22 protein-coding genes are annotated in these 23,718 nt (G+C 61.4%); 4 read left to right on the forward strand and 18 right to left on the reverse strand.

Going from position 1 to position 23,718, the window contains the following annotated elements:
* Nucleotides 1-180: 180 nt before the first annotated feature.
* The 8 genes from OIU19_RS24670 to gcl form a co-directional block, all read right to left on the reverse strand.
* Nucleotides 181-1,179: a sulfate ABC transporter substrate-binding protein gene (locus OIU19_RS24670; RefSeq protein ID WP_264237203.1), complete on the reverse strand. Its 999-nt coding sequence runs from the start codon at nt 1,177-1,179 to the stop codon at nt 181-183.
* A gap of 91 nt (nt 1,180-1,270) precedes the next feature.
* The gene (locus OIU19_RS24675) at nt 1,271-2,095 is read right to left on the reverse strand and encodes an ion transporter (RefSeq protein WP_264237205.1); all 825 of its coding nucleotides are present in this window, start codon (nt 2,093-2,095) and stop codon (nt 1,271-1,273) included.
* A gap of 44 nt (nt 2,096-2,139) precedes the next feature.
* Nucleotides 2,140-3,018, reverse strand: coding sequence for an urea transporter (locus OIU19_RS24680; protein ID WP_264237206.1), 879 nt, complete (start codon nt 3,016-3,018; stop codon nt 2,140-2,142).
* Nucleotides 3,019-3,180: 162 nt separating this feature from the next.
* On the reverse strand, nt 3,181-4,596 hold the full coding sequence (gene pyk / locus OIU19_RS24685; RefSeq protein ID WP_264237207.1) for a pyruvate kinase: 1,416 nt from the start codon (nt 4,594-4,596) through the stop codon (nt 3,181-3,183).
* Nucleotides 4,593-5,867, reverse strand: coding sequence for a glycerate kinase (locus OIU19_RS24690; RefSeq protein WP_264237208.1), 1,275 nt, complete (start codon nt 5,865-5,867; stop codon nt 4,593-4,595). The genes pyk and OIU19_RS24690 overlap by 4 nt, the downstream gene beginning before the upstream one ends.
* A gap of 232 nt (nt 5,868-6,099) precedes the next feature.
* Nucleotides 6,100-6,993 carry a 2-hydroxy-3-oxopropionate reductase gene (locus OIU19_RS24695; RefSeq protein WP_186556267.1) on the reverse strand — a complete coding sequence of 298 codons (894 nt, stop codon included), beginning with the start codon at nt 6,991-6,993 and terminating at the stop codon, nt 6,100-6,102.
* A gap of 186 nt (nt 6,994-7,179) precedes the next feature.
* Nucleotides 7,180-7,962, reverse strand: a complete 783-nt coding sequence (gene hyi, locus OIU19_RS24700; protein ID WP_264237209.1) for a hydroxypyruvate isomerase — start codon at nt 7,960-7,962, stop codon at nt 7,180-7,182.
* Nucleotides 7,963-8,020: 58 nt separating this feature from the next.
* Nucleotides 8,021-9,796: a glyoxylate carboligase gene (gene gcl / locus OIU19_RS24705; RefSeq protein ID WP_264237211.1), complete on the reverse strand. Its 1,776-nt coding sequence runs from the start codon at nt 9,794-9,796 to the stop codon at nt 8,021-8,023.
* Nucleotides 9,797-10,054: 258 nt separating this feature from the next.
* On the opposite strand from gcl, the gene OIU19_RS24710 reads away from it, so the two are divergent.
* Nucleotides 10,055-10,495, forward strand: coding sequence for a heme-binding protein (locus tag OIU19_RS24710; RefSeq protein ID WP_264237212.1), 441 nt, complete (start codon nt 10,055-10,057; stop codon nt 10,493-10,495).
* A gap of 120 nt (nt 10,496-10,615) precedes the next feature.
* On the opposite strand, the gene OIU19_RS24715 is transcribed toward OIU19_RS24710, so the two are convergent.
* On the reverse strand, nt 10,616-11,227 hold the full coding sequence (locus OIU19_RS24715) for a TetR/AcrR family transcriptional regulator (protein ID WP_264237213.1): 612 nt from the start codon (nt 11,225-11,227) through the stop codon (nt 10,616-10,618).
* A 130-nt stretch (nt 11,228-11,357) separates the two neighbouring features.
* On the opposite strand from OIU19_RS24715, the gene OIU19_RS24720 reads away from it, so the two are divergent.
* Nucleotides 11,358-12,272, forward strand: a complete 915-nt coding sequence (locus OIU19_RS24720) for a DUF808 domain-containing protein (protein WP_264237215.1) — start codon at nt 11,358-11,360, stop codon at nt 12,270-12,272.
* Between the two features lie 149 nt (nt 12,273-12,421).
* Here the strand turns inward: OIU19_RS24720 and OIU19_RS24725 are convergent, their stop codons facing one another.
* The 7 genes from OIU19_RS24725 to puuE form a co-directional block, all read right to left on the reverse strand.
* The gene (locus OIU19_RS24725; protein ID WP_186556273.1) at nt 12,422-13,204 is read right to left on the reverse strand and encodes an outer membrane protein OmpK; all 783 of its coding nucleotides are present in this window, start codon (nt 13,202-13,204) and stop codon (nt 12,422-12,424) included.
* A 356-nt stretch (nt 13,205-13,560) separates the two neighbouring features.
* Nucleotides 13,561-14,346: an outer membrane protein OmpK gene (locus OIU19_RS24730; protein WP_186556274.1), complete on the reverse strand. Its 786-nt coding sequence runs from the start codon at nt 14,344-14,346 to the stop codon at nt 13,561-13,563.
* Nucleotides 14,347-14,485: 139 nt separating this feature from the next.
* The gene (locus OIU19_RS24735) at nt 14,486-15,841 is read right to left on the reverse strand and encodes a nucleobase:cation symporter-2 family protein (RefSeq protein WP_264237216.1); all 1,356 of its coding nucleotides are present in this window, start codon (nt 15,839-15,841) and stop codon (nt 14,486-14,488) included.
* A gap of 158 nt (nt 15,842-15,999) precedes the next feature.
* Nucleotides 16,000-17,328, reverse strand: a complete 1,329-nt coding sequence (locus tag OIU19_RS24740; protein WP_186556276.1) for a urate hydroxylase PuuD — start codon at nt 17,326-17,328, stop codon at nt 16,000-16,002.
* Between the two features lie 73 nt (nt 17,329-17,401).
* A complete protein-coding gene (locus OIU19_RS24745; RefSeq protein WP_186556277.1) occupies nt 17,402-17,905 on the reverse strand; it encodes an ureidoglycolate lyase in 504 nt (167 codons plus the stop codon).
* A 108-nt stretch (nt 17,906-18,013) separates the two neighbouring features.
* Nucleotides 18,014-18,529: a 2-oxo-4-hydroxy-4-carboxy-5-ureidoimidazoline decarboxylase gene (uraD, locus tag OIU19_RS24750; protein ID WP_264237217.1), complete on the reverse strand. Its 516-nt coding sequence runs from the start codon at nt 18,527-18,529 to the stop codon at nt 18,014-18,016.
* Nucleotides 18,529-19,455: an allantoinase PuuE gene (gene puuE / locus OIU19_RS24755; RefSeq protein ID WP_264237218.1), complete on the reverse strand. Its 927-nt coding sequence runs from the start codon at nt 19,453-19,455 to the stop codon at nt 18,529-18,531. Before puuE ends, uraD begins: the two co-directional genes overlap by 1 nt.
* A 388-nt stretch (nt 19,456-19,843) precedes the next feature.
* Between puuE and uraH the strand changes: the two genes are divergently transcribed.
* A complete protein-coding gene (gene uraH / locus OIU19_RS24760) occupies nt 19,844-20,197 on the forward strand; it encodes a hydroxyisourate hydrolase (protein WP_186556280.1) in 354 nt (117 codons plus the stop codon).
* Nucleotides 20,198-20,601: 404 nt separating this feature from the next.
* On the opposite strand, the gene OIU19_RS24765 is transcribed toward uraH, so the two are convergent.
* Both OIU19_RS24765 and OIU19_RS24770 read right to left on the reverse strand, forming a co-directional pair.
* Complete coding sequence (locus OIU19_RS24765; protein WP_264237219.1) at nt 20,602-20,829, reverse strand: hypothetical protein; 228 nt, start codon at nt 20,827-20,829, stop codon at nt 20,602-20,604.
* A 322-nt stretch (nt 20,830-21,151) separates the two neighbouring features.
* Nucleotides 21,152-22,501 (reverse strand): NCS2 family permease, encoded by a 1,350-nt coding sequence (locus tag OIU19_RS24770; protein WP_186556281.1) that lies wholly within the window; start codon nt 22,499-22,501, stop codon nt 21,152-21,154.
* A gap of 354 nt (nt 22,502-22,855) precedes the next feature.
* On the opposite strand from OIU19_RS24770, the gene OIU19_RS24775 reads away from it, so the two are divergent.
* Nucleotides 22,856-23,614: a GntR family transcriptional regulator gene (locus OIU19_RS24775; RefSeq protein WP_186556282.1), complete on the forward strand. Its 759-nt coding sequence runs from the start codon at nt 22,856-22,858 to the stop codon at nt 23,612-23,614.
* The last annotated feature ends 104 nt before the right edge of the window (nt 23,615-23,718 follow it).

The following is a 23,718-nucleotide window of genomic DNA, read 5'->3' on the forward strand; positions in this document are numbered from 1 at the left end:
GCCAATCGTCGACCTCGGCGCAGAGTGTGGGAGCAGGCTTGCCCTGCGATAGCGCCGGCACTGGCGCTGAAAAAACTTACTGATTGCTAAAGTCCAAGGTCACCCACGTATCTGCGCCGAGGTCGGCGATTGGCGTGGGAGCGGGCTTGCCCCGCGATGGGGCCGGCCCTAACCGATAACTTACTGACCGGTATAGATCTGGTCGAACACACCACCATCGTTGAAGTGGGTCTTCTGCACCGTGCGCCAGTCACCGAAGGTCTTCTCTACCGAGAGAAAGTCAACTTTCGGGAAGCGGTCGGTGTACTTGGCCAGTACCGTCGCGTCGCGCGGACGCAGGTAGTTCTGCGCTGCGATTTCCTGGGCAGCTGGCGACCACAGGTACTTCAGGTACTCCTCGGCCACCGCGCGGGTGCCTTTCTTGTCGACCACTTTGTCGACCACGCTCACCGGCGGCTCAGCTTCGGCCGACACGCTTGGATAGACTACTTCGAACTGGTCGCGGCCGAACTCGCGGGCAATCATCTCGGCTTCGTTCTCGAACGTTACCAGCACGTCGCCGATCTGGTTGGTCATGAACGTGGTAGTGGCGGCGCGGCCACCGGTGTCGAGCACTGGCGCTTGCTTGAACAGCTTGCCGACGAAGTCCTTGGCCTTGGCTTCGTCACCACCGTTTTGCAGCACGTAGCCCCAGGCCGAGAGGTAGGTGTAGCGGCCGTTACCGGAAGTCTTGGGGTTGGGCACGATCACCTGGACGCCGTCCTTGAGCAGATCGGGCCAGTCTTTCAGGGCCTTGGGGTTGCCCTTGCGAACGATGAACACGGTGGCCGAAGTGAACGGCGCGCTGTTGTTCGGCAGGCGGCTGACCCAGTTGTCCGGGACCAGTTTGCCGTTGTCGACCAGGGCATTGATGTCAGTGGCCATGTTCATGGTGATGACGTCAGCCGGCAGGCCGTCGATCACCGCCCGCGCTTGCTTGCTCGAACCGCCGAAGGACATCTGCAGGTTGACTTTCTCTTTGTGCTCGGCCTCCCAGTGCTTCTGGAACGCTGAGTTGTAGTCCTTGTAGAAGTCGCGCATCACGTCGTAGGAGACGTTGAGCAGGGTGGGCGCGGCCTGGGCCAGGTTGCCGAGGGTGAGCCCGGCGGCCAGTAGCGAGGCAGTGAACAGTTTTTTCACGACGCATTCCTTGTTCTTGAAGAGTGTGGGCAGTTTGCCAGCGACTATAGCGGGTGCTCGACAGGCGTTTAAAGAACAAAAAACGCTTTGGTTATTCCGCCTTGGGAAATAGCGCATTGCCGCAGCGTGAGCAGAATGCAGCGCCGTGTTCATGGTGCTTTTTCCGGCAGGTCGGGCAGTCGTGCTGCAGCTGTTCACCGCGCATGGCGTTGGCCAGCTCAGCGGTAAAAATGCCGGTGGGCACGGCGATGATCGAGTAACCGGTGATCATCACCAGCGACGACAGCACTTGGCCCAGCGGAGTCTTCGGTACGATGTCGCCAAAGCCCACCGTAGTGAGGGTGACGATGGCCCAGTAGATGCCCTTGGGGATGCTGGTGAAGCCATGCTCGGGGCCTTCGATCACGTACATCAAGGTGCCGAACACCGTGACCAGGGTCGATACCGTGACCAGGAACACGATGATCTTCTGCTTGCTGCCGCGCAGCGCTGCCATCAGGTAGTTGGCTTGCTTGAGGTATTGGCCAAGCTTGAGCACGCGGAAGATGCGCAGCATGCGGATCACCCGGATGATCAGCAGGTACTGGGCGTCGCTGTAGTACAGGGCGATCACCCCAGGCACGATCGCCAGCAGATCGACCAGGCCGTAGAAGCTGAAGGCGTAGCGCAATGGCTTGGGCGAGCAGTACAGGCGGGTCAGGTACTCGGCGAGGAAGATCGCCGTGAAGCCCCACTCGATGGCGGCGAGCAACCCGGCGTAGCCTTGGTGAACTTCATCGATACTGTCGAGGATCACCGTCACCAGGCTGGCGAGGATGATCAGCAGGAGGATCTTGTCGAAGCGTCTGCCAGCGTTGGTGTCGGTCTGGAAGACGATGATGTAGAGCCGCTCGCGCAGGCTCGCAGGGGTATCCATGGGCGCGTTCCATTGTGCAATGGCCAGAGCCTAGGGGCTGCCCCTCAGCTGTGCAAGCGGCGCGGATTGCCTCCGTGGAGCAAACGCGGCAAGCGTGCACCCAGGTGCAGCAGCCAGCAAGCGGCAATGAACGGTGCGGTCAGGCCGGCAATCGGCAGCAGGTTGAACAGCGGCTGCAGCACAATCGCCAGGATGCTCGCCAGCATAGGCAGCCAGGGTCGTTCGCGTTGCGCGCTGAAGGCCAAGGCCGCCAGTGCTGCGTTAAAGCCGAGCAGGCCCATCCAGGCGGTCTGCGCCTCACCGGCCAGCAGCGCGACGCTGCCGCCCAGCGCCGAGCCGAGCAGGGCCCACAGCGCTGCGTAGCGGTTGGCGATGAACAGGCCAATGGCGATCAACAGGCCGGCCAAAGGCTGGTCGAGGAGAAACACCTGACCCAAGCCGCGCGCCAGGGCATGTATGGGATTGGCTTCGACCGCTGCAGCGGCGCTGGAGGGTTCGGCCAGCAGCAGGGCGGCCCAGCCGAGCAGCACGAACGGCGCGGTGTAGGCCGGAAGCAGGCAGTTGCCGCGTTTGCGCCACTGCTGGACAAAGATGCTCGAGAGGCCGCCAGCGGCGATGATCAGCGGTGGCAGGATCGCCGACCATGGCAGCACTGCGCTGAACAGGATGCCGATCAGCACGCCGTTGTAGCTATACAACCCAGCCTGGCGGTCAGCGCGCGGATAGCCGCGGCGCTGTGCGGTGAGCAGGCCGGCCAGGGCGCCTAGCAGGGCGCCGCCGACCAGGTTGGGGGCGGTCAGCAGGATTGCCAGCAGGCAGCACAAGCCGCACAGCGGGTTGCGCTGCAGCAATACCTGGCTGAAGCCATTGAGCAGCGCCGTGGCCCAGTCGGGGCACGGGTTGACGAAATTTTTGGTGTACATGGGCAGTCAGCAAGGTTGATGGTGAGCGGTGGGCCTCTTTGGGCCTCGGGTTTTCCGCAGTGTCGAACAGTGCAACGGTAGCGTGGGAGCGAGCTTGCCCCGCGATAGCGAGCGTGGCTCCAGCTCAGTGATCGCGGGTCAAGCCCGCTCCCACGACGCTTGTTAGATCAGCGTCTCGATCCGCAGCGTGTTAGTCGTCCCCGGTTTGCCGAAAGGCACACCGGCGGTGATCAGCAGCGTGTCACCGCGGCTGGCCATGCCTTGCGCCTGGGCAATTTCCAGCGCCGTCGAGCAGATCTCATCGACCTGACGCAGGCGGTCGTTGACCACCGAGTGCACACCCCAGGTCACGCTCAGGCGGCGGGCGGTCACCAGGTTCGGCGTCAGGTTGAGGATCGGCGCGCGTGGTCGCTCACGTGCGGCGCGCAGGGTCGAAGCACCGGACTCGCTGTAGTTGACCAGCACCGCCACCGGCAGGATGCCGCTGATGCGGCGGATCGCGCAGCTGATCGCATCCGACATGGTCGCCTCGGCCTTGGGCCGGCCGACGTCCAGTTGCGCCTGGTAATCCGGGCCGTTCTCGACCTGGCGGATGATCTTGCTCATCATCTGCACCGCTTCGAGCGGGTAGTCGCCCGAGGCGGTCTCGGCCGACAGCATCACCGCGTCCGCGCCTTCGGCCACGGCATTGGCCACGTCGGTGACTTCAGCGCGGGTCGGGGCAGGGGCGAAGCGCATCGATTCGAGCATCTGCGTCGCCACCACCACCGGCCGGCCCAATTGGCGGCAGGTGTTGATGATGCGTTTCTGGATCTGCGGCACGCTTTCGGCCGGCACTTCCACGCCCAGGTCACCGCGGGCGACCATGATGGCATCGGACAGCTCGGCGATTGCCTGCAATTGATCGACCGCCGAAGGCTTCTCGATCTTGGCCATCAGGTAGGCGCGATCACCGATCAGCTGGCGTGCTTCGATGATGTCCTGCGGGCGTTGGACGAACGACAGCGCCACCCAGTCCACGCCCAGTTCCAGGCCAAAGGCCAGGTCGCGGCGGTCTTTCTCGGTCAGCGGGCTGAGTTCGAGCACCGCTTGCGGCACGTTGACGCCTTTGCGATCGGACAGCTCGCCACCGGCCAGCACCTCGGTGTCAATCGCCTCGCTGTGCTTGGCCGTCACCCGCAGGCGCAGCTTGCCGTCGTCGAGCAACAGGTCCATGCCCGGTTCCAGCGCGGCGATGATCTCGGGGTGCGGCAGGTTGACCCGGCGGCTGTCGCCTGGGGTGCTATCCAGATCCAGGCGCAGGGCCTGGCCGCGTTGCAGCTGGACCTTGCCGTTGGCAAAACGGCCGACGCGCAGCTTCGGCCCTTGCAGGTCCATGAGGATGCCCAGCGGGTAGTTCAGCTGCTGCTCGACTTCACGGATCCACTGATAGCGCAGGGCGTGGTCGGCATGTTCGCCGTGGCTGAAGTTGAGGCGGAAGATGTTCACTCCGGCTTCGACCAGTTGGCGGATGTCATCGACGCCGTTGATCGCAGGGCCGAGGGTAGCGAGGATTTTGACTTTTTTATCAGGCGTCATGATTGGGCAGTCTCAAGGATCAGAATGGCGCGGAAGTCGTTGACGTTGGTGCGGGTCGGTTCGGTGACGATCAGCGCATCCAGCGCGGCGAAATAGCCGTAGCCGTTGTTGTTGTCCAGTTCATCGCTGGCTGACAGGCCCAGGGCGGCGGCGCGGGCGAAGCTCTCCGGGGTCATGATGGCGCCGGCGTTTTCTTCCGAGCCATCGATGCCGTCGGTGTCACCGGCCAGGGCATACACGCCCGGCACGCCTTTGAGGCTTTCGGTGAGGCTGAGCAGGAACTCGGCGTTGCGCCCGCCACGGCCGTTGCCGCGCACGGTGACCGTGGTTTCGCCGCCGGAGAGGATCACGCAGGGCGCCTTCAGCGGCTGGCCGTGCAGAACGATCTGCCGGGCAATGCCGGCATGTACTTTGGCCACTTCGCGCGATTCGCCTTCCAGGTCACCCAGGATCAACGGGCTGAAGCCGGCTTGGCGGGCCTTGACCGCGGCCGCTTCCAGCGACTGCTGGGGCTTGGCGATCAACTGGAAATGGCTGCGGGCCAGGGCCGGGTCATCGGCCTTGACGGTTTCCGAGGCGGGGTTGTTCAGCCACTCGATGACGGCCTTGGGCGCATCGATGTTGTAGCGCTTGATGATCGCCAGGGCATCGGCCGAGGTGCTCGGGTCGGCCACGGTCGGGCCGGAGGCGATCACCGTGGCCAGGTCGCCCGGGACGTCGGAGATGGCATAGGTATACACCGTGGCCGGCCAGCAGGCCTTGGCCAGGCGTCCGCCCTTGATCGCCGAGAGGTGCTTGCGCACGCAGTTCATTTCGCCGATGGTCGCGCCGGACTTGAGCAGCGCCTTGTTGATCTGTTGCTTGTCGGCCAGGGTCAGGCCTTCGGCCGGCAATGCCAGCAGGGCCGAGCCGCCACCGGACAGCAGGAAGATCACCCGATCGTCTTCGCACAGGTTGCTGACCAGTTCCAGCACGCGCTTGGCTACCGCCAGGCCGGCGGCATCGGGGACCGGGTGGGCGGCTTCGACCACCTCGATCTTCTGGCAGTTGGCGCCGTGGCCGTAGCGGGTCACGACCAGGCCGGAGACTTCGCCTTGCCAGCTTTTTTCGACCACTTCAGCCATGGCCGCGGCGGCTTTGCCGGCACCAATGACGATGACTCGGCCGCTACGGTCGGCGGGCAGGTGGGGTTCGAGGACCTGGCGGGGGTGGGCGGCAGCGATGGCTGTGTCGAACAGCTCGCGGAGTAATTGTTGCGGATCGACCGACATGGCAGGCTCCCAAATTCTTGTTGTTCTGCAAAATCGAAAACGCCCCTGGAACTGCCTCCGTGCAGGCTGAACCAGGGGCGGTGTTGCGCGTTGCCAGCGATGGCCTGTGGTTGCAAGTTCATCGCTGGTGGATTCTTCGCGGGCCCCACAGGTAGCCTACAGTTCTCAGGTTCAGCGCTGAACCTGTAGGAGCGGGCTTGCCCGCGAAGAGGCCAGTGAGACTAGCAATGGCTTACTTGTCGCCGCGGATCGAGAAGTTGGCCATGTGCTCCAGGCCTTTGATCAGCGCCGAGTGGTCCCAGTTGCCGCCACCGAGGGCGACGCAGGTGCTGAACACTTGCTGGGCGTTGGAGGTGTTGGGCAGGTTGATGCCCAGCTCCTTGGCGCCTTGCAGGGCCAGGTTCAGGTCCTTCTGGTGCAGGTTGATACGGAAGCCCGGGTCGAAGGTGCCTTTGATCATGCGCTCGGCATGCACTTCAAGGATCTTCGAGGAAGCGAAGCCACCCATCAGTGCTTCACGCACCTTGGCAGGATCGGCGCCGTTCTTGGCAGCGAACAGCAGCGCTTCGCTGACAGCCTGGATGTTCAGGGCGACGATGATCTGGTTGGCGACCTTGGCCGTCTGGCCGTCGCCATTGCCGCCAACGCGGGTGATGTTCTTGCCCATGGCTTCGAACAGCGGCAGGGCGCGCTCGAAGGCTTTCGGGCAGCCACCGACCATGATGCTCAGGGTCGCGGCCTTGGCACCGACTTCACCGCCCGACACTGGCGCGTCGAGGTAGGCAGCGCCGGTTGCCTTGATCTTCTCGGCAAAGGCTTTAGTGGCAGTTGGCGAGATCGAGCTCATGTCGATCACCACCTTGTTCGGGCCAACGCCTTCGCCAACGCCGTTTTCACCGAACAGCACGGCCTCGACCTGGGGGGTATCGGGGACCATGACGATGATGAATTCAGCTTCCTGGGCCACCTCTTTGGGGTTGGCCAGGGCCACCGCGCCAGCGGCGATCAGGTCGGCCGGGGCTGCGTCGTGGTGGGTGGAGACGAACAGGCTGTGACCTGCTTTTTGCAGGTTCTGGGCCATGGGCTTGCCCATGATGCCGGTGCCGATAAAACCGATTTTAGCCATGAGAATTTGCCTCTTTGTATTTGTGATATCTCAAGCGAGCCAAGGCCTCTGTGGGGGCGGGCTTGTCGAAGCGTCGAACCGCCGCGAAACAGGCGGTGCGGTGAATGGCACAGGCTGTGCCGGTGTTCGCGGGCAAGCCTGCTCCCACAGGGTTTGTTGTTTCACAGGGGGCCTGTGTTCAGCCCTTCAGATAGCGTTATGGGTCTTCAGCCAGCCTAGGCCAGCCTCGGTGGTGGTCAGCGGCTTGTATTCCGCGCCCACCCAGCCCTGGTAACCGATGCGGTCCAGGTGCTCGAACAGGAAGCGGTAGTTGATCTCACCGGTGCCTGGCTCGTTGCGGCCGGGGTTGTCGGCCAGCTGGATGTGGTTGATCAGCTTCAGGTTGGCTTGCAGGGTGCGAGCCAGGTCACCTTCCATGATCTGCATGTGGTAGATGTCGTACTGCAGGAACAGGTTGTCGCTGCCGACTTCGGCCTGGATTTCCAGGGCCTGTTGGGTGGTGTTCAGGTAGAAACCTGGGATGTCGCGGGTGTTGATCATTTCCATGACCAGGCGAATCCCGGCAGCCTTGAGTTTGTCGGCGGCGAACTTGAGGTTGTCGACGAAGGTCTTGCGCACATCGGCGCATTGCAGGCCTTGTGGACGGATGCCGGCCAGGCAGTTGACCTGGGTGTTGCCCAGGACCTTGGCGTATTCGATGGCCTTGTCGACGCCGCTGCGGAACTCTTCGACGCGGTCCGGGTGGCAGGCGATGCCGCGCTCACCCTTGCCCCAATCGCCGGCAGGCAGGTTGAACAGCACCTGGGTCAGGCCGTGGGCGTCGAGCTGCTGCTTGATCAGGTCGGCGCTGAAGTCATACGGGAAGAGGTATTCGACACCGCTGAAGCCAGCGTCGGCGGCGGCCTTGAAGCGGGCCAGGAAGTCCTGCTCGGTGAACAGCATGGACAGGTTGGCAGCGAAGCGAGGCATGGTTGTCTCCTTTGCAGATGAAGGCCCCCGGCACAATCGGCGCGGGGGCGTCAGGCAATCAGTCGAGCATCGAGATCGCAGTTGGCGCGTCGTTGCCAACCAGGGCGAGGTCTTCGAACTCGTTGACCGCGTTGATCTCGGTGCCCATGGAAATGTTGGTCACACGCTCGAGGATCACTTCAACCACGACCGGCACGCGGAATTCTTCGGCCATTTTCTGCGCCTTGAGCAGGGCAGGGGCGATCTCGCCTGGCTCGAATACGCGCAGGGCCTTGCAACCCAGGCCTTCGACCACGGCAACGTGATCGACACCGTAGCTGCCGGCTTCGGTCGAGTTGATGTTCTCGAACGCCAGTTGTACACAGTAATCCATGTCGAAGCCACGCTGCGCCTGGCGGATCAGGCCAAGGTAGGCGTTGTTCACCAGCACGTGGACGTACGGCAGGTTGAACTGCGCGCCGACTGCCAGTTCTTCGATCATGAACTGGAAGTCGTAGTCACCCGAGAGGGCAACGACCTTGCGTTGCGGGTCGGCCTTGACCACGCCCAGTGCTGCTGGAATGGTCCAGCCCAGCGGGCCGGCCTGGCCGCAGTTGATCCAGTGGCGTGGCTTGTAGACGTGGAGGAACTGCGCGCCGGCGATCTGCGACAGGCCGATGGTGCTGACGTAGCAGGTGTCCTTGCCGAACACTTGGTTCATTTCTTCGTAGACGCGCTGCGGCTTGACCGGCACGTTGTCGAAGTGAGTCTTGCGCTGCAGGCTCGACTTGCGCTGTTGGCAGTCTTCCAGCCAAGCGCCACGGTCCTTGAGCTTGCCAGCGGCTTTCCACTCGCGCGCCACTTCGAGGAACACATCCAGCGCCTTGCCGGCGTCAGACACGATACCCAGGTCCGGGGTGAACACACGGCCGATCTGGGTCGGTTCGATATCGACGTGAACGAACTTGCGGCCCTCGGTGTAGACGTCGACGGAACCGGTGTGGCGGTTGGCCCAACGGTTGCCGATACCGAACACCAGGTCGGATTTGAGCAGGGTGGCGTTGCCGTAGCGGTGCGAGGTCTGCAGACCGACCATGCCGACCATTTGCGGGTGGTCGTCAGGGATGGTGCCCCAGCCCATCAGGGTCGGGATGACCGGTACGCCGGTCAGCTCGGCGAACTCGACCAGCTTGTCGCTGGCATCGGCGTTGATGATGCCGCCACCGGCAACCAGCAATGGGCGCTCGGCGTCATTGAGCAGGGCCAGGGCCTTCTCGGCTTGCACGCGGCTGGCCGATGGCTTGGTGACTGGCAGTGGCTCGTAGGCATCGATATCGAACTCGATCTCAGCCATCTGCACGTCGAACGGCAGGTCGATCAGCACTGGGCCAGGGCGGCCGCTGCGCATTTCGAAGAAGGCCTTCTGGAAGGCGTAAGGCACTTGGCCTGGCTCCAGAACAGTGGTGGCCCACTTGGTCACTGGCTTGACGATGTTGGTGATGTCGACTGCCTGGAAGTCTTCCTTGTGCAGACGTGCGCGCGGTGCTTGGCCGGTGATGCAGAGGATCGGGATGGAGTCGGCGGATGCACTGTACAGGCCGGTGACCATGTCGGTGCCGGCAGGGCCGGAGGTGCCGATGCACACGCCGATATTGCCTGGGTTGGCACGGGTGTAACCCTCGGCCATGTGCGAGGCACCTTCGACGTGACGAGCGAGGACATGATCGATGCCACCGACTTTTTTCAGGGCCGAGTACAGCGGGTTGATGGCAGCCCCTGGGATGCCGAACGCGGTATCTACACCTTCACGGCGCATGACCAGAACGGCTGCATCGATTGCTCTCATTTTGCTCATGGGTTGTGCCTCATCGATTTTGTAATTGTATACAACTTGCTCTGCGCCAGAGTGTATTCACGCTCGGCGGCTTAGGTCAATCCATTTTCATCGGGACGGGTGGCTTTCGTCGGGATGCCTATGAAAACGGCGTTTCGTCTGATCGTGCACGATCGTCTAAAAATATTGTATACAAAAATAATTGTCGTTGTGTTCTATTTGTCCGATCGAATTTCAACTGCCCTCAGGGCTTCTCACAACAATAAGAGGACCTTTGCAATGACTACATTGACTCTGAAAGTCGCTGTCAGCGTGGTGAACGCCGCGCTGGCCGCTGGCCGCAAGATCAACGCCGCACCACTGACCGTGGCGGTGCTCGATGCCGGTGGGCATCTGCTGGCGCTGCAGCGTGAAGATGGCGCCAGCCTGTTGCGGCCGCAGGTGGCCACCGGTAAAGCCTGGGGCGCGATTGCGCTGGGCAAGGGCTCGCGTCTGCTGGCGCTGGATGCGCAGCAGCGGCCGGCGTTTTTCGCTGCCTTGAATGGGCTGGGTGAGCGGCCGGTGGTGCCGGCGCCGGGGGGGGTGCTGATTCGTGATCAGGACGGCAAAGTGCTGGGAGCGGTGGGGATCAGCGGGGATACTTCGGATATCGATGAGCAGTGTGCGATCAGTGCGATCGAGGAGGTGGGGTTGACTGCCGATGCGGGCGTTGCGGCTTAAGCGATAGTTGTCAGTTGCAACCCTATCGCGGGGCAAGCCCGCTCACACGAAGACTGCATGCCATCTAGGGACAGTGCAGGTAGTCCACGTGGGAGCGGGCGTGCCCCGCGATTGCGGCTCTCAGGCCGCCTCGGGTTCACATCCCTTCAGCACCAGGCGAATGATGGTCTGCGCCGCCGCTTCATAATCACTGTCAGCCAACTTGGCCTTGCCGGTGACTGCCGAAATCTGCCAATCGAAATCCGCATAGGTCTGGGTCGCCGCCCAGATGCTGAACATCAGGTGATGAGCATCGACGGGGGCGATCTGCTTGCGGTCGATCCAGCGCTGGATGCACTCGATGTTGTGCCTGGCCTGTTCGTTGAGCTGCTCGACCTGGCTGGGCGACAGGTGCGGCGCGCCGTGCATGATCTCGCTGGCGAACACCTTGGAGGCATGTGGCAGGTCGCGCGAGATGCGGATCTTCGAGCGAATGTAGGAACTCAACACTTGCTTGGGGTCACCATCGGCATTGAACGGCGTCGAGGCCTGCATGATCGGCGCGATGATGCTTTCCAGGACCTCGCGGTAGAGGTTGTCCTTGGATTTGAAGTAGTAGTACACGTTCGGCTTGGGCACGCCTGCCTTGGCCGCGATGTCGCTGGTCTTGGTGGCGGCGAAGCCCTTGTCGGCGAATTCCTCGCTGGCCGCGCGCAGGATCAGTTCCTTGTTGCGCTCGCGAATGGTGCTCATGGTCAGGGATCTTCCTCGCAATGGTCGCCTCTAAGAGGGATCGGCCATGGTAGCACCGGCCTTGACGGGCGCTCAAGGCAGGGTGTTTGGGCTAGAATTCGACGATTCACTCAATGGGAAACCGGCAAACATGGCAGGAAGCAGTCTACTGGTACTGATCGACGACATCGCCACGGTGCTCGACGATGTCTCGCTGATGACCAAGGTCGCGGCGAAAAAGACCGCTGGCGTGCTCGGTGACGATCTGGCACTGAACGCTCAGCAAGTCACTGGCGTGCGTGCCGAACGGGAAATCCCGGTGGTCTGGGCGGTGGCCAAGGGTTCGTTCCTGAACAAGCTGATCCTGGTCCCGGCGGCGCTGTTGATCAGTGCCTTCATTCCTTGGGCGGTAATCCCGTTGCTGATGCTGGGCGGGGCTTATCTGTGCTTCGAGGGCTTCGAGAAGCTGGCGCACAAGTTTCTCCACAGCAAGGCCGAGGATGCCGCCGAGCACGGCGCCCGCGCCGAAGCGGTGGCAGATCCGAATGTCGATCTGGTGGCCTATGAGAAGGACAAGATCAAGGGCGCGGTGCGCACCGACTTCATCCTCTCGGCGGAGATCATCGCCATTACCCTGGGTACGGTGGCCGACGCCCCGCTGGCGCAGCAGATCATCGTGCTGTCGGGTATCGCCATCGTCATGACCATTGGTGTGTATGGCCTGGTGGCCGGCATCGTCAAGCTCGATGACCTTGGCCTGTGGCTGACCCAAAAAGCCTCGCGTGCGGCGCAGGCGGTGGGGAACGCAATTCTGCGCACCGCGCCGTACATGATGAAGAGCCTGTCGGTGATCGGTACTGCAGCGATGTTTTTGGTCGGCGGCGGGATTCTGGTGCATGGCATTGCGCCGTTGCATCATGCCATCGAAGCCTTCAGCGAAGGGCGCGGCGGGGCACTGACCGGGGCGTTGCTCAATGGGCTTGCCGGGTTGGTTGCCGGGGCCGTGGTGCTGGCGGTGGTCAGCGTGCTGGGTAAGGTTTGGCGGGTGGTACGTCCTGCTAGCTGATGCGGATCGTGGGAGCGGGCTTGCCCTGCGATTGCGTCGTTATTGCAATCGCTATCGCGGGCAAGCCCGCTCCCACAGGTTCAGCAGCGTTATACCTGTAGGAGCTGGCTTGCCCGCGAAGGGCCGCAGAGCGGCCCCGAACACTCAGATCAGAAGTGCACCTTGACCAACAGGCTCGCGGTGTTCTGGTCGGTGGTGAACGCATCGGAATCCTTGATCCCGTACTTGTTCTTCCAGTAGTCGTACTCGATACCGACGTACAGCTGCTTCTCGCCAAAGTGCAGCGCCTTGCCCAGGTCATACTTGATCTGTGGGTTGAAGTGCAGGTTGGCCTGATAGGTGCCGCGACGGTTCTCGTCGTTATCCACTACCCAATCCATGAAGCCATCGATGAGGATGTCGGACGAGCCGACCGGGATGGTGTACGACCACACTGGGGTGATCTGCCAGACGTTGTCACCGGGGCGGCTGCCATCGGTGGTGCGCTGGTAGAAGTTCAGCTGGAAATAATCGAAGCCTGGGATATCCAGGTCAAAGCCAGGACCGATCAGGTACGCCTCGGTATCACCCTCGCCGAACTCGTAGGTCATCGCCAACAGCACGTCCTTGACCGGGCCGAAGGCGATCTTCTGATCGAAGATCTTGCCGAACGACAGGCGCGGGCTGATTTCGCCGTAGTAGGTGTTGGGGCCGTTACTGGCGTCTTTCTTGCCCTGGTAGAAGATCTTGTCGACAAAGATGAAGTTGTCGCCGTACTTCCACCCATCGGCGTGCTCGAAGGTGAAGGTCTGCTGGGTCTCTGGGTTGACCTTGAAGTTCTTGCCCCAGAGGTAGGTCAGGCTGTTGTTCTGCCACTGCAGCAGGTCACCGGCGACGCTGGCGCCAGAGGCCAGCAGGCCGCCAGCGAGGATCAGGCTATTGATGGTACGCATTGCGTGTGTCGCTCCCTTGAGTCGGATCTGTTGTCAGCGCTCGGTGGCGGCGCTGTTCTTGTCTTTTGAGTCAGCTTTTTTCGATTGGCCACAGCTGTTTGGCAAGAGCTGCGCCAACTTTCCGGGTTGGTCACAACCATCCTGCTCGACGTCTTTCTGAACGGATGAAATGGGTAGCTTGAGGCTGGCAAAACGTTGGCCAACCGCCCGAATTCATTGACTGAGCGGTCAGTAAACGCAGGCAGAAATCATTCTGCCCTGAGCGAGGGGGCGCGCAGATTACTCACTTGCGCGCCGGTCCTCAAGTGCTCCGTCCTGGAGCACTACTCACCAAACTTGGGCGTTTGGTCAGATTCTTAGAAGTGCACCTTCACCAGGGCGCTGGCGACGCTTTGATTGCTGTCGACATTGCCACGGCTGTCGATGCCGTATTTGTCTTTCCAGTAGCTGTATTCAAAGCCCACATACAGCTGCTTGGCGCCCATGTTCAGAGCCTTGCCCAGGTCGTATTTGACCTGTGGGTTGAACTGCAGGTTGGCGTGATAGGTGCCGCGGCGGGTCTGGTCGTTGTCCACTACCCAGTCGATGTAGCCATCGATAAGGATGTCGGAGCGGCCCACTGGGATGGTGTAGGACCAGGCCGGGGTAATCTGCCAAACGTTGTCACCGGGGCGGCTGCCTTCGGTGTTGCGCAGGTAGAAGTTCAGGGTGAAGTAGTTGAAGCCGGGGATCCCCAGGTCGAAACCGGGGCCGATCAGGTAGGCCTCGTTGTCGCCTTCGCCGCGCTCGTAGGTCATGGCCAGGAGCACGTCCTTGACCGGGCCGAAGGCGAAGCTCTTGCCGGTGATCTTGCCCAGCGACAGGCGCGGGCTGAACTCACCGTAGTAGGTGGTCACGCCTTTGCTTGGGTCGGCCTTGCCGTTGTAGAAGATCTTGTCGACGAACAGGAAGGTGTCGCCGTACTTCCATTTGTTGGCGTGCTCGAAGGTAATGGTCTGCTGGATGTCGGGGTTGACCTTGAAGTCTTTGCCGTACAGGTAGGTCAGGCTTTCGCCGTGCCATTGCAGCCATTCGCCTGCATGCGTGGGGAGGGTGGCCAGCAGGCTGCTGCCCAGCAACAGGGACGAGGTGATGCGCTTCATGTTGTGATTCCCGGACTTATTGTTTTTTTTGGGTTTTTTTGGCGCAAACGCGCCCCGAGCGGCCCATTCCGGCGGGCCGACGGTGTTGCGGTACGACGAGGTTGAAAAACGGGGTGGCCGACCGCGCCACCCCGCGCACTCAGTGCTGGTGACAGGCGTCGTTATGCGCCGCCCGATCAGCGCCACCGAGGATGTTGAACAGCACGTTCAGCACCAGGGCACTGAGCGTGGCCATGGCGATACCGCTGTGGGTGATTGGCTCCATCCACTGTGGCATTTGCGCGAAGAACTCGGGCTTGACCACCGGGATCAGGCCAAAGCCCACGCTGACCGCGACCAGCAGCTGGTTGCGGCGGTCGGAGATGTCCGCCTCCTGCAAAATCTTGATCCCGGTGGCGGTGACCATGCCGAACATGGCAATGGACGCGCCGCCAAGGACCGCAGGCGGGATTGAGGCGATCAGGTAGGCCGCCTTGGGCAGCAGGCTCAGGCCGATCAGCAGCCCACCCGCGACCACCGTGACGTAGCGGCAGCGCACGCCGGTCATCTGCACCAGGCCGATGTTCTGGGCGAACGAGGAGTGGGTGAAGGTGTTGAAGAAGCCAGCGACGAACGAGGCGCCAGCGTCGCACAACAGCCCGCGGCGGAGCATGCCCGGGGTCACTTCGCGATCGGTCACTTTGCCCAGGGCCAGGAACATCCCGGTGGACTCGACAAAGATGATCACCACCACCAGGCACATCGACAGGATCGGCGCCAGGCTGAACGTCGGCATGCCGAAGTGCAGCGGCGTGACCACTTGCAGCCATGGCGCCTGGGCCAGGCCCGACAAGTCGACCATGCCGATCGAGCCGGCCAGGATGTAGCCCAGGCCCATGCCGACCAGCACCGAAACGTTGACCCAGAAGCCGCGCATGAAGCGGTTGATCAACAGGATCACGGCCAGCACCAGGCCTGCCACCATCAGGTAGATCGGCGAGCCGAAGGTCTCGGCTTCATGCCCGCCACCGGCCCAGTTGACTGCCACTGGGAACAGCGACAGGCCAATCGAGGTAATCACGGTGCCGGTGACCAGCGGCGGGAAGAAGCGCACCACCTTGGACATGAACGGCGCGATCAGCATGCCGAAGAAGCCGGCGGCGATGGTCGCGCCGAAGATCCCCTGCAGGCCGACACCGGGCATGCCGGCCATGGCCACCATGCTGCCGACCGCAGCAAAACTGGCGCCCATCATGACTGGCATGCGAATGCCGACAGGACCGATACCGAACGATTGGATGATGGTGGCAACGCCTGCGACCAGCAGGTCGGCGTTGATCAGGAACGCGACTTCTTCGCGCGACAGGCCAGCGGCCTGGCCGATGATCAGCGGCACGGCGATCGCGCCTCCGTACATCAGCAGAACATGTTGCAAACCTACCAGGATCAGCTGAAACAGGGGCAGGGGCTGTCGTGGCGGCGCAACGGGGATGTACGCCTTGGGTGACTCGGACATGCAGCACCTCGAGTTTTGTTCTTATTCTCGGATCCAAGCGTCGGGCTCCGGGTGGCAGGTCTGGTGAACCAGACCAGGGGTTTCCACCGGGAGCCCTAGCTCGATGCTTGCAACGTACTACTTACAGCTTGACGTCGTTGTATGACTTGCGGGGCTGATCAGTTGACGGGAGCGCCTTTGGCAATCCAGTCACCGACCAACTTGCGCTCCTCGACGGTCATCTGGGTGATGTTGCCCAGCGGCATGATCTGGCTGGCGACCGCTTGCGCTTGGATGCGCGCGGCCTGGGCCTGGATCTGCTGCGGGGTGTCGAACATCACACCGCCAGGGGCGGCGCTGAACAGCGGGCTGGTTGGCTTGGACGAGTGGCACACGGTGCAGCGTTCCTGGATGACCGTGTGGATCTTGTCGAAAGCGCCACCGGCGGCCTGGGTGCTGGCCTGAGCTGGAGCCTCGGCCGCTGCGGCAGGCGCTTGGGCGGCTTTGGCAGCTTCTTCGGCGCGCAGTTCGGCAGCGGTCTTGCCCCCTACAGCGGTCGCTGGCAGCGGCTGGTACTCGACCTGCGCGGCAGCCTGCTCAGGTGCGGTGGGCAGCGGCTTGGGACCGGTCACATAGGCCAGGCAGATCATCGCCAGGGCGCCGACAGGCAGGGTCCAGGCGAACTTGTTGCTGTCGTGGCGGGTGTTGAAGTAGTGACGGATCAGTACCGCAGCCACGGCGATCCCGGCCAGGATCAGCCAGTTGTATTGGCTGCCATAGGTGCTCGGGAAGTGGTTGCTGATCATGATGAACAGCACCGGCAGGGTGAAGTAGTTGTTATGACGCGAGCGCAGCAGACCCTTGGCCGGCAGTACCGGATCAGGGGTCTGGTTGTTCTCGATTGCCGCCACCAGCTGGCGCTGGGCCGGCATGATGATGCGGAACACGTTACCGACCATGATGGTGCCGATGATCGCGCCAGTGTGCAGGTATGCGCCGCGACCGCTGAACACCAGGCTGAAGCCCCAGCAGGCGGCGATGATCAGCACGAACAGCACACCGCCGAGCAGGGCGGGGCGCTTGCCCAGTGGCGAGTCGCAGAGGAAGTCGTAGATGAACCAGCCGGCGACCAGCGAGCCGATACCGATTGCCACGCCTTCGGCACCACTGAGGGTGCTGCCTGGTGCCAGCAGGTACAGGGTCGGGTTCCAGTAGAACACCACGCACAGCAGGGCGATACCGGACATCCAGGTGAAATAGGCTTCCCATTTGAACCAGTGCAGGTTCTCAGGCATTTTCGGCGGGGCCAGCTTGTACTTCTCCAGGTGGTAGATACCACCACCATGGATGGCCCAGAGATCACCTGACAACCCATCGCGCGGGTTGCTTCGATTCAGGTGGTTCTCGAGCCAGACGAAGTAGAACGATGCACCGATCCAGGCCACGCCGGTGATCATGTGAACCCAGCGAATGCTCAGGTTCAGCCATTCGTGAAGGTGTGCTTCCACAGTATGTACCTCTTGCCGGTCACGGTTCAGGCACTGAGCAGGTCGCCCAGTGCTTTGGATGACCGACCTTTTCTTATTGGTGGGGATTGAGGATCAGCATCTGTTCCTCGGTGAAATAATGCTCGTCGCAGTTGTTACCGGAACCACTGCGATCAACCACCAGGAAGTCATCCCGCTTTTCGATCGTCAGCACCGGGTGGTGCCAAACGCCGCGATGGTAATTAATGCCCTGCCTGCCGTTGCTGCGGAAAGCGCGGACCAAACCTGATACAGGTGCATCGCCAACTGGCGCGACCACGATCAGAAAGGGGTTGCCGAGCAGCGGAATGAAAGCCTGGCTGCCCAGCGGATGGCGTTCGAGCATGCGTACGGTCAAGGGCATCTCCAGGGCGTCGGCGCGGAAGATGCTGATGATCGCTTTGTCCTCGGGCTCGGCGGTTTCGACCGTAGCGAGCTTGTGGAAGCGCATGGTCGAGCCGTTGTTGATCATGAAGTGGTCGCTGCCATCGGTTTCGATCACGTCACCGAACGGGGCGAAGGCTTCTTTGGTCAGGGGCTCGATCACTAGTGTGCGCATGCTTGTTATCTCTTTTTTCTATGTTCTATGTAGGGTTGGACAACTGCCTTGGGTCAGGCCCTGGGTGCGTTCGCGTGTGCACTCGGGCCAGGCCTTGACGGTGTGCCCTTACAATTGCAGCAGGCGGAACAGCGCGATCAGGTTGATCTGCGCCAGGGCTTCCTTGAATTCGGTATTGGCATCGTTATGGATGCGTTTTTCGAAGGCGGCGAGAATCTGGTGCCGGTTGCTGCCCTTGACCGCCATGATGAACGGGAATTGGAACTTGGCCTTGTAGGCATCGTTGAGTTCGGTGAAGCGAGCGAACTCTTCGGCGGTGCACTGGTGGATACCGGCACCGGCCTGCTCGTTGGTGCTCGACTCGGTCAGCTCGCCCTGGATCGCGGCCTTGCCAGCGAGGTCCGGGTGAGCGTTGATCAGGGCCAGCTGGTCGCTATGGTTGGCGCTCAGGAGGATATCGCTCATGCGCTGGTGCAGCGTCTCGATCTCGTCCAGCTCGACCCGTTGGCCGAGGTCATAAGCCTTCTCGGCAACCCACGGCGAGTGCTCGTAGATGTCGGCGAAGGCACTGACGAAGGCGTCGCGGCTCAGGGTCGATGGCGTCAGGGTCTTGAAGGCGGTCATCAGGCGTTCTCTTTCTTGTACGGGTGGGTGGTGTGCCAGTGGCGGGCGATATCCACGCGACGGGCGAACCAGACCTGTTCATGGCTCTTGGCGTATTCGACGAAGCGTTTCAGTGCAGCCAGGCGGGCCGGACGGCCGACCAGGCGGCAGTGCAAGCCGATCGAGAGCATTTTCGGCGCCTCGGCACCTTCTTCGTAGAGCACGTCGAAGGCGTCCTTGAGGTACTGGAAGAACTGCTCGCCGCAATTGAAACCCTGCACCTGGGTGAAGCGCATGTCGTTGGTGTCCAGGGTGTAGGGGATCACCAGGTGCGGCTTGCCGGTCGGGTTGTTCTGCTCCCAGTAGGGCAGGTCGTCGTCGTAGGTGTCGCTGTCATAGAGGAAGCCGCCTTCCTCCATCACCAGCCGGCGGGTGTTCGGCCCAGTGCGGCCGGTGTACCAGCCCAGTGGGCGTTCGCCGGTGAGTTCGGTGAGGATGCGGATGGCTTCGAGCATGTGCTCGCGCTCCTGCGCCTCGTCCATGTTCTGGTAGTCGATCCAGCGGTAGCCGTGGCTGCAGATTTCATGGCCGGCTTGGGCCATGGCGCGGATTACGTCGGGGTGGCGCTGGGCGGCCATGGCCACGGCGAAGATGGTCAGCGGTACGCCGGTGTCCTTGAACAGCTTGAGCAGGCGCCATACGCCGGCACGGCTGCCGTACTCGTAGAGCGACTCCATGCTCATGTTGCGTTGGCCTTGCAGGGGTTGCGCCGCGACCATCTCGGAGAGGAAGGCTTCGGACTCTTTATCGCCGTGCAGGATGTTGCGCTCGCCACCTTCTTCGTAATTGAGGACGAAAGACAAGGCAATGCGGGCATTACCCGGCCATTGCGGGTGAGGTGGGTTGTTGCCGTAACCGATCAGGTCGCGAGGGTAGTCAGCGCTCACTGCAGTCTTCCTTCTTGTACGTGTGTGCGGGGGTGGGTGGACCCGCGTCGGGTTGTCGCACTCACCGGATGGGCTGATTGTATACAACTTCTGAAATCATTTGTAAGCCTGTTTTTCCGCATTTCTTCCCTTTTGTCGCTTGAGAATGTATTGCAAGAAACCTGCCTGTTTGGTCAGCTAATGATGTTGGCGTGTGCGTGGCGCCTATATTTGGCGACTGATGGCCTATTCTTGAGGGAGCTTGATCGGATGTTTCGAAAGGGTCGAAAAAATTGTGTACAATTTTTTGAGAAAGTGTCTTAATGGCGCCATTCCACACACGGTAGGCGCTTTCGTGGTGCCTGCTGGGTATTTTCTGCCCACGATTTGAACAAGAGGCGACAAGCACATGGGACGTTTGACTACTCACGTACTGGATGCTGCGCATGGCTGCCCGGGCAGCTCGATCAAGGTCGAGTTGTACCGTGTCGAAGGCCAGCAGCTGGAGTTGGTGAATACTGCGCTGACCAATAGCGATGGCCGGGTCGATGCGCCGTTGCTGCAGGGTGATGATTACCGCACTGGGGTATACCAGTTGCAGTTCAGTGCTGGGGACTACTATCGGGCTCGGGGCGTGGCTTTGCCAGAAGCGGCGTTCTTGGATGTTGTGGTGTTGCGGTTTGGGATTGATGAGAAGCAGGAGCACTACCATGTGCCGCTGCTGATCTCGCCCTATAGCTACTCGACCTATCGTGGAAGCTAGTTGGTCGCTAGAAGAATCTTCGTAGGTCTTTGGCCCGCTCTCACACTGGCGGGCTTTTTTTCGTCTCATGGTTTTGTGGTTGTGGTATTGGTTTTGTATTTTGTGCGCATATCCATTAACGATGGCGACATTTAGGCACCCTTGCGCCCTTACGGCGGGTCACTTTTTGGCAAACGCCCGGTGTGCCGGCCCAGCCAAAAGTAACCAAAAAGGTCTGCGCTCCACCATCAGTCCCGCCCGTGTCGGGATCCCCTCGCTTCGGTGCCTTCCGGGCCCGCGCGGCCTCCTGAAGTCGCGAAGTTAGTGGCGGCGACTGGGCTGGCTTTATCTGGCGATAGCGCCATGTGTGGTGGATATACCGGCCTCTTCGCGGGCAAGCCCGCTCCCCCAGGTACCGCGTAGATTTAAGTCCAGCGTTGAGCCAGCACTGACACCACGCAGATGCTGCGAACCCCGCAAAACCCTGTGGGAGCGGGCTTGCCCGCGAAGAGGCCAGAACAAACAACACAAAACAGAAAAATCAAATCTTGGCTTTGGCTTTGGCTTTGGCTTTGGCTTTGGCTTTGGCTTTGGCTTTGGCTTTGGCTTTGGCTTTTGCGAGAGCGCAGCGATTCGCTGCTCTTGATCTTCATGCGCGTAATACCAGGCGCCGCAGATTCGCGACTTCAGGAGGCTGAGCAGAGGCGTCTGGAGGGCCAGGTGCGTTAGCACCCTTCGGCGTAGCCGAAGGCGCGAGATGTAGATTTGCGTAGCAAATCGTAGGCCGCGCGGGCCCGGAAGGCGCCGGCGCGAAGGGACCCCGGAGCGTAGCGTAGGGGCCGTATGCAGGAGCGAGCGGCTTTGCCTACTTTGGCCAAGACCAAAGTAGGCCGCCGTAAGGGCGGAAGGGGCCAGTAGCGCCGCCCCATCAAACGGATAAGCTCAAATCTCTAAAAGCCCAAGCCCAAGCCCAACTTAAAGAAACACAAACTTGGCAATAAAGATCGCACAAAGCACCCAAAGGCTAGCCGAGATCTCCTTGTACTTCCCAGTCCCCGCCTTGAGCACCACATAACTGATGAACCCCAAGGCAATCCCATCGGCCACCGAAAACGTCAACGGCATCATGATCACCGTGACAATCGCCGGAATGCTGTCAGTTGCCTCATCCCAGTGAATGTGCGCCATGCTCCCCATCATCAGCATCGCCACGTAGATCAGCGCCCCCGCGGTGGCATAAGCCGGAATCATCCCCGCCAGCGGGGCAAAGAACATCGCCGCGACAAACAGCAGCCCGACCACCACGGCGGTCAACCCGGTACGCCCACCCGCCGCTACACCCGCAGCGCTTTCCACATAGCTGGTCACCGGCGGCACACCCACCGCAGCACCGAAGACGCTCGACGCGCTGTCTGCCTTCAGTGCCCGCGACAAGTTCTCGATCTTGCCATCCGCCGCTACCAGGTTGGCTCGCTGAGCAACGCCCATCAAGGTCCCGGCCGTGTCGAACATATGCACGAACAGAAACGCCAGGACCACGCTGATCATGCTGACATTGAACACACCCGCCACATCCATGGCCATCCAGGTCGGCGCCAGGCTCGGCGGCAGCGAGAACACCCCGCCATACTGCACCAGGCCCAGCCCCCAGCCTGCCAAGGTAACGGTGATGATGGCGATCAGGATCGCGCCGAACACCCGGTGGTAGCTGAGCACGGCAATCATCAGGAAGCACACCGCCGCCAGCAGTGGCCCCGGCTCATGCAGCGAGCCCAACTTGATCAGGGTGGCAGGGCTATCGACAACGATGCCAGCAGTCTTCAAGCCGATCAGTCCGAGAAACAATCCGACGCCGGCACCCATCGCATGACGCAAGCTCACTGGGATGCTGTTGAGCAGCCACTCACGTACCCGTGACAAGGTCAGGAACATGAACAGCACCCCAGAGACGAACACCGCACCCAGCGCTGCCTCCCAGGTGTACCCCATGGTTCCGACCACGGTATAGGTGAAGAAGGCATTCAGGCCCATGCCCGGTGCCAGGCCAACCGGCCAGTTGGCGTACAGCCCCATCAACAGGCAACCAAGGGCGGCAGCGATGCAGGTGGCGACGAATGCTGCCCCGTGGTCGATGCCGGCGTCAGCCATGATGTTGGGGTTGACGAAGATGATGTAGGCCATGGTGATGAAGGTGGTCACCCCGGCGATCATTTCGGTCTTGACCGTGGTGCCGTGTCGCTTGAGTTTGAAAATCCGCTCCAGCCAACTCGTTTCGAGCGGTGGGGCGAGATCCAGCGTAGGGGCTTCGGATTTGCGGCTTTCCACAGCGAGTACTCCTCAAGTCTTTCTTGTTGTTCGGAGCCAGTGACCTGCGCTATGCACTTGGTGACTCCGCGAGGGGGATTGGCAGACGTCCGACCGTTTGTTGACTTCAGGGTCAAGAAGTTGCTCGCTGGATTATCCTTTTGTGTACAAAGAATGCAAATAATGTTTTATCTTTTGTATGAACAATCTGACGTCTGATGGCTATATGCCGAAAGGCCACCTGCAGAAACGGGTCAGCCTGTGTACAATAGGCCCATACCTTTATCCTTTATTTTCCAACCAGGGCTTGCCATCCACCCTCTGACAGGTATTACAGTCAAGGTCCGACTGGCGGATTCCCGTGCTCGAGTGCCCATGAACGAACAGCTGCAACCTCTCAAGAAACCTGTGCGCAATGGCAAGGCCGGCCGCAGTGGTACCCAGGATGACATCGTCTACGCGCATATTTTCGAGGCGATCCTCGAGCAGCGGCTGGCGCCGGGCACCAAGTTGAGCGAGGAAGCGCTGGGCGAGATCTTCGGTGTCAGTCGCACCATCATCCGCCGCGCCTTGTCGCGCCTGGCCCATGAAAGCGTGGTGCTGCTGCGGCCCAATCGCGGTGCGGTTGTCGCCAGCCCAACGGTTGAAGAAGCCCGCCAGGTGTTCTTCTCCCGGCGTATGGTCGAGCGCGCGATCACTGAACTGGCGGTGCAGCATGCAACGCTTGAGCAACTCAACGAGCTGCGCCAGATGGTTCGCGAAGAGCGCGACAGCTTCTCGCGTGGTGACCGGGGCGCGGGTATTCGCCTGTCCGGTGAATTCCACCTCAAGCTGGCCGAGGCTGCCGGTAATGCACCGCTGGTGAGTTTCCAGCGCAGCCTGGTATCGCAGACCTCGCTGATCATCGCCCAGTACGAAAGCGGCAACCGCTCGCATTGCTCCTACGATGAGCACATGCAACTGATCGACGCCATCGAAGCGCGCGATGCGCAGCAGGCGGTGAGCCTGATGATGCATCACATGGACCACATCGACAGCAAGCTGAACCTGGACGAGGAAAGCGCCTCGGATGACCTGCATGCAGTGTTCTCGCACTTGCTGCAGAAAAAGCCCAAGGCTTCTGCCAAGGGTTGATCGTTTGCCTGGATGATAATGGGGCCGCTTTACGGCTCTTCGCGGGCAAGCCCGCTCCCACAGGCACAGCGCTGTTCTGAATTCAGCGCTGTGCCTGTGGGAGC

The sequence above is a fragment of the Pseudomonas sp. BT-42-2 genome, from assembly GCF_025847435.2.
In the GTDB taxonomy this organism is placed as follows: domain Bacteria; phylum Pseudomonadota; class Gammaproteobacteria; order Pseudomonadales; family Pseudomonadaceae; genus Aquipseudomonas; species Aquipseudomonas urmiensis.